The sequence below is a fragment of the Mesorhizobium sp. M7A.F.Ca.MR.176.00.0.0 genome (genome assembly GCF_004023165.1).
In the GTDB taxonomy this organism is placed as follows: Bacteria; Pseudomonadota; Alphaproteobacteria; order Rhizobiales; family Rhizobiaceae; genus Mesorhizobium.
This window is the reverse complement of the sequence record NZ_RZTC01000189.1, coordinates 1-6,765: the sequence shown is the minus strand read 5'-3', so window position 1 is coordinate 6,765 and position 6,765 is coordinate 1. Positions and strand designations below refer to the sequence as shown.

Annotated in this window: 4 protein-coding genes; all 4 read right to left on the bottom strand. The window is 64.4% G+C overall.

Annotated features, from left to right (window positions below; translation table 11 throughout):
* Positions 1–5,000, bottom strand: a 5,000-nt coding sequence (locus tag EOB59_RS33050) for a helicase-related protein (protein ID WP_128290180.1), incomplete at its 3' end; no start/stop codon positions are given.
* Between the two features lie 125 nt (positions 5,001–5,125).
* Entirely contained in the window at positions 5,126–5,527 is a 402-nt protein-coding gene (locus tag EOB59_RS33045; protein ID WP_095482614.1) for a DUF3085 domain-containing protein, read from the bottom strand.
* A gap of 15 nt (positions 5,528–5,542) precedes the next feature.
* A complete protein-coding gene (locus EOB59_RS33040; protein ID WP_095482600.1) occupies positions 5,543–6,145 on the bottom strand; it encodes a DUF1419 domain-containing protein in 603 nt (200 codons plus the stop codon).
* A 182-nt stretch (positions 6,146–6,327) separates the two neighbouring features.
* The coding region (locus EOB59_RS33035) for a DUF3991 and toprim domain-containing protein (RefSeq protein ID WP_128290179.1) at positions 6,328–6,765 on the bottom strand (438 nt) is incomplete at its 5' end.

Sequence of the window (6,765 nt, the reverse complement as noted above, 5' to 3'; positions counted from 1 at the left end):
CCGGAGAATACGAACTCGCCGCCCTCACGCGAGCGATAGGAGGTGAGCCGGCGCTCGGCATCCTCAAGACGCTGGCGATATCGTTCCTGCTCGTCCTCGAAGCCGGCCAAGGCATGCTCGAGCCGGGCGATGGCGCCAAGCGGCGAGGTGGTGACGGGGAGCTCGATTTCATAATCGGCGCCGGTGCGCATCAGCATGATGGCATAGCGGTAGCCGTCCTTGCCGAACCGCTCGCCGGAATATTCGAAATCGAACCCGCCGATGGAGGCGACAGTGGTTTCGCCTTGCTGCTGAAGCTGCACGAGAGTCAGGATTTCCTTCATCAGCGCACGACCGGCGAGTTTGCGCTCGGTGAACGCGTCGCCCCCGACCACCATGCTGAACCGATCGCCGGTCGTCGGCACGAGGCGCTCGATATCCTTCCCGACCTCGCCGAGGCGCCGGGTCGAGTATTCGATATCGCGCTCGGCATCGCGGATCTGCCGTCGAACGGCGTGCTCATCATCAATGTGGGCCGCGCGAAGGCGCTCCAGACGGGCAATGTCTGCCTCCAGACCCGCCTTCTGCATCAGACGCGGATCGCCCGAGGCGATCGCCTTGGCCATCGCGAACTGGTTGGCCTGCCCCTCACCCATATCCTCCAACCGCCGGATGGACGTGTCTCCGGAAAGTGCGGCCGCGATGAACCGGGCCTTGCGCTCGTTGTTCTGCCACATCTGGGCGTCCATCGATCCTTCGGTGGCGTAGGCGAAGATATCGATGACATCGTGCTGGTTGCCCTGCCGCAGTATACGGCCTTCGCGCTGCTCGATCTGGGAAGGAAGCCACGGCACGTCGAGATGATGCAGCGCCTTGAGGCGGAGCTGCGCGTTGACGCCGGTGCCCATCGTGTCGGAGGAGCCGATCAGGAACCGGACCTTGCCGGCCCGCACATCACCGAACAGGCGCTGCTTGGCTTCCGCCTTCTTGAACTCCTGCATGACGGCAATTTCCGATGCCGGAACGCCCCTGCGGACCAGTTCATCCCTGATCCAACGATAGGCTGAGAAGCCGCGGCTTTTCTCGACACTGATCGTGCCGAGATCGGAGAAGATCATCTGCGCTGCGCCCGGAAGCTCGAACGGCTTGCCGTCGGCGCGGACATAGCTGCTTTGCGCTGTTTCCTGCCAGATACGGTAGGCATTGCCGATCAGGTCGTTGAGCTTGTTATCCGGCTCATTGTCATTGTCGGGATCGACCAGGCGCAGGTCGATCGCGGCGTGCCGGCCATCGGTGATGACCGAGAGCAGGATGTCGTCACCAGCCTCTGCCGGACGTTCGCGTTCCTCGATGGCCTTGATGCGGGCGTCGAGCACCATCTGGTAGCGCTTGAAGGCCGCAGACGGCTTAGCGGTGATGATCTGACGTGCGCCGGTCGAAAGCGCCGGCACTTTCACATATTCGCGAAGATCTTCCGGCAGCACCACATCCGCGAAGGAGCGGAACATTGCGATCAGCTCCGGCACGTTGACGAAGGTGGCGAAGCGCGTCACCGGCTTGTATTTTCCGGATGGCTGCAATTCGAGTTCGGTCGTGACGTCGCCGAAGGTCGAAGCCCAGGCGTCGAACTCGTGCAGGCCGCGCTGAAGCAGCGCCTCGTAACCGAGATAGCGCTGCACCGAGAACATCTCGCCAAGCGTATTGGTGATGGGCGTGCCGGAAGCCAGCACGAGCGCCCGGCCCGGATTCTTCCGGTCCACGAACCGGGACTTCACATAAAGGTCCCAGGCCCGCTGGGAGCCGTTCGGATCGACGCCCTTGAGCGTGGACATGTTGGTGGCGAAGCTGAGTTTCCTGAACTCCTGGGCTTCATCGACGATGATCTGGTCGACGCCGATCTCGGAGATGGTCAGCAGGTCGTCCTTACGGGTCGCCAGGGCTTCCAGCCGTTCCCTGAGCCCCTCCTTCAGCCGCTCGAGGCGCTTGCGCGAGACGCGGTCGTCGCTCTCGACCTTGGTCAGCAGCATCTCGTAGAGCTCGAGCTCGTCCTGGATCATCTGTTGCTCGAAGGCCGACGGCACGCCGATGAAGCGGAAGGCGCTGTGCGTGATGATGATCGCGTCCCAGGCGGCGGTCGCCGCCCGTGACAGGAAGCGATGCCGCTTGTCCTTGGAAAAATTCGTCTCATCGGCCACGAGGATTCGTGCGGTCGGATAAAGCGCCAGAAATTCGCGAGCCGCCTGTGCAAGGCAATGGCCGGGAACGACCAGCATGGCCTTGGCGATCAGGCCAAGCCGGCGCTGCTCCATGACGGCCGCGGCAATCGTCATGGTCTTGCCGGCGCCGACGGCATGGGCAAGGTAAGTCGAGCCGGCCGAGACGATGCGCCAGATGCCGCGCTTTTGGTGCCCATAAAGAGAAAAGGCGCCGGAGGCGCCTGGAAGTTGCAGGTGATCCCCGTTGAATCTTCGGGGGGCGATGTTGTTGAAGCGGTCATTATAGACCCGCGCCAGCCGGTCGGTCTGGTCGGGATCGGACCAGATCCAGGTCTGGAAAGCGGTCTTGATCTTCTGCAGCTTTTCCTTGGCGGCTTCCGTATCTACAACATTGAGCACGCGCTTTTCAGCATGGCCCTCCTTCACCGTGTCGAAGATCTGCGGCACCCTGCTGTTCAGCGCGTCGGCTATGAGCTCGCCGGCATGACGGCGATCGGTGCCCCATTCGGACGTGCCGGCCGCCATCCATGCCAACTGGCGTGCCTCGACGGTCCACGACGCCAGCTCCGGCATGTGGTGGATCCTGATCTCGGCACCCATCGTCTGCTTGACGAAGGCGGCAACATCGGCGGCGGGTATCCATGGCGCGCCGAGACGCGCGGTGATATCCGAGGGACGAAGATCGGCCGGCTGCACGCCCTGCAGCGCCGTGACGTTGCGCTCATAGGCGAAATCGAGGGCGGCTGCGGCTTCCGCGACCTTCAACTTGTCGCGGACCTGACCGGAGAGATAGGCGTCGGCCGTTTGCCACGAACCGGTCTCCGGATCGCGGTAGATGGCGTCACCCAGCTCGCCAATGACGTCATCGACATCCTCATGCAGCAATTCGGCGATGTGATCGATGTCAATATGGCCGCGTTCGTTGAGCACGACGGCAAGCGCATCGGAGGCCGATGTGATGATGGGTGCTGCGGGCGGCGCGATGACGCGCTCGGTGAAAATCGGACCCGGCCGGGCGGTATTGGTTTCGATATCGTAGTCTTCGATAGAAGCGACCAGCCAGCAATCGGGATCATCGAGGCAGGGTTGCAGGTTGGGGCGGCGATGTGTTTCGCGCACTTCGCCGATTTCGGCATCCCCACTCACCGACATGGTAGTGAAGTTGATGGGCCCGAAGTCGCGCACAAAATTCGACCAGGCGATGCGCAGCTTGACTTGGGCCGGCTTCCACGGCCGGTTGAGCTCCTGTGCCTTCAGGACTTCACGCACGGCATCACGGATGGGGATGAATTTGCGGATGATACGCGCGTGCTTTTCGGGGATGCCTTCGGCGGTGCGGCCCTTGCGGATGGTGATGCTCACTGCAGCGCCATCGATCATCTGCGCAAGGGCGGTATTTTTCGCGACGAAGAAACTGCCCTCGCGCACTCCGGCGCCTTCCGGCAGGGCATCCACGACATCGGCACTGTCATCGGCGTCATGATCAATCTCGTCCGGCTCGCCGTCATAAATGGCTTGCGGAAGGAGGGAGATCGCAGCCGTGAGCGCCCGCTCCAGATGGACACCGGGATGAGGCAGGCAGGAATAGGCCTCGCCGTAAGGCCCCGAGATAGTGGCATGCGTGCCGAGCACGAAATCCGGGTGGCGCGCGAACCAGCGGTTGACGCGGATCGCGCCTTCACCCTCCGTCGCCTGGCGGAGTTCCTCGATGTCGAGCCAGGACAAATCACTTTCGGACTCGGTGACCTTGCGCTTGCGGAAAAACAGCACGTCGACCACGACGTCCGTGCCGGCGTCGGCCCGGAAGCTGCCTTCGGGCAGGCGGATGGCGGCGATCAGGTCCGCCGTTTTGGCGATATGCTCACGCGCAGAGGAATCCGCCTTGTCCAAAGTGCCGGAGCTGGTGACGAAGGCGGCGAAAGCGCCCGGCTTCAACAGGTCGACGGACCGGGCGATGAAATAATCGCGCAGGCGCAGGCCGAGCGAGCGATAGGCCCAGTCGGAGCGAATGGTGCGATCGGAAAATGGCGGATTACCGATGGCAAGATCGAAGCTCGCCGGCAGCTCCGTGCGGGCGAAATCGCCAGTGACGATACGCGCGCGCGGCTGCAACAGCCTTGCGATGCGTGCCGTGACCGGATCGAGTTCGATCCCGGTGACGTGTGACACAACGCGTAGCGCTTCGGGCATCAGCGCCGGAAACAGGCCCGTGCCGATGCCGGGCTCGAGCACACGGCCGCCGCGCCAGCCGAGCCGCTGCAGGCCTGACCACATCGCGCGGACGATGAACTCCGGCGTGAAGTGGGCATACTGGGTGCAGCGGGTGAGCGAGGCGTAGTCGATCTCGCCGACGGTATCCTCCAGAGAAGAGCCGATCTCGTCCCAGCCTTTGCGGAAGTCGACCTCGCCGGGGCGGCGGAAGACGCCATTGGCAAGGTCGGACGCGCCGAAGCCGGTGAAGCGGATCAGCCTCTCCTGCTCCCCGAGCGTGGCCGGGCGCTCGTCCGCTTCGATCTCGGCGGCGAGCCGGATCGCCGCGATGTTGCCGCGCGCCCGCTCCTTCCAGCCCCGCGCCAGGCCACGGCTACCAGCGAGATGGAAGTTCGACCCGCGCGCCCGGCAGGCGGTCGATGGTCGCCGCACGATTGCCGCGCTCGGCAGCGCGGGCGCCGGCGACGACGGATCGGGATCGTCGTCACCGTCGGGCTCGACAGCGTCGCCAAAGGCCGTCACGCCGAGGCCGAGGCCGGAGGAAAGCGCGGTGTTGCCGAAAAGATCGATGGTGAAAGGATCGTCATGCGACATGTCTGGATCTCCTGAATGAGGGCGCACGTCGCCGTTCCGCTGGAAGGCTCCAGCCGGCCGGACGTGCGCGGGATGTGGGGTTTGGGATGTTGGACGGCCGCCGGACGGCGCCCACCGACGGATCGCTAATCTCGCTCGATCACGAAGAGCTGCATCGAGTCCTGCAGGAACGCGATGCGCAGATGCGTGCAGCCGGGACTGGCTGCGATCAGGGCCTCAAGGCCTTCGGCGTCGAGGAAATCCACGCCGTCGTCGCCGCCGAACGTCCGGCGTTTGACCTCGAACCAGTCGTCGTTCTTGCGCGGATCGCATTCCTCGGCGTAAGCGACGAGCGGCTTCGCCCCCTTGGGGAGCTCGCCGTTGGAGCATAGGTAGACGCCGTGGTCTCCGACGAGCCAGAGACCGGGCTTCCGGTTGTCGGCGGCGGGTAGTCCGAGGTGGGGATCGCGAAACCCGCCATTGGCTTTTGCGTCGGCAATCCCGCGAGCGATGACCTCGCGGACGGCGGCGATGGGAAACGTCAACATCATCTCACGCCTCCGTCACGCCGCGATCGCGTCTGGGAGATAGCGCAGATGCACGGGCAGCTTCGCCGCGATCTCATCATCGGTGAGCTCTTCCAGCAGCTTCAGCGTGGTGCCCTGGCGGCCGCCATAGAAAATCACCGTGCGCTTGCCGCGGTCGCGTTCCGGCCAGCGCTCCCCGGCGTAGCCGCGATAGTCGTCGTGGGTGCTCGACCAGATGTGCTCCAGGCGCTCCTCGCGGGTCATCGCCCGAACGGGACGGGTTTCGCGTTCGACGATCGCATCGCGCATCTGCTCGGGCGAGCCCTTGTCGAGCAGGTCGCAATAGCCGTGGAAATACCGCATGCGGCCATCGATGTTCAGGACGTAGAAGATGCTGGTGATGCGGTCGGTGAGAAACTCACGCAACGCGAACATCTCGCCTCGCATCCAGAGCGGCGGCAGGACCTCGAACATGTAGTCGTGCTCAGCCCGTGAGATCTCGAACCATTCGCCGCGGTACAAAGCACTGGCATCGTCCTGGAACCGATCAGGACGCTGAGCGTGGCGGTCGAACATGCGGAACATCTGCCGGCGATCGGCGATGCCATGATAAACCTTGCGGACGGACAAGAGGGTCATGGGTGGGCTCCTTTCAGCCTCGTCGGGCTGGAGCGCGGCTCATCCACTCGATGTCGCCATCCTCTTCCGCCCTTCCTGACCCCTCCTCCGCGGCCGCCTCTCCGTCCGGCCGGGTCAAGGGCCGCGAAGCGGGCGCAGCTTTACCCTTGACGCGGCCGGCGGGCATGCGGCAGCCAGGCTTCTTATTTCCTCTTTTCTCGCTTTCCCCGGTTCTTCACCCTTGCCTTGAGCTCGGAGTTCCAGTCCTCCTCGTGCGGGCGGAGACGTTCGAAGCCGCAGCTAGCCTCGCGGGCGACCGCTTCGAGGCGAACCGCGTAGGTGTTGCCCTGCGCGTTGTTGTCCGTGGCGGCGACCAGCAATAGGCCCTCCCGCGCCGCCAGCAGCCGGATAGCCGCATCGGTGACAGGAGCCCAGCCGCCCCCGGTACTGACATAGAGGCTATCGCGCCGAGTGCTCTCGAGCGCGGCGAGACTCATGGCGTCGATGGCGGCCTCGGTGACGCAGAGACGGAGCGCATCGCAGAAGCCAAACCGGAACAGCACCTTCGCGCCGCCGGTCGAAAAGCCGCGCCATTCCGGACCGCGTTCCTCCCAGCCGGTCACGCCCCCCTCCCCGTCCCT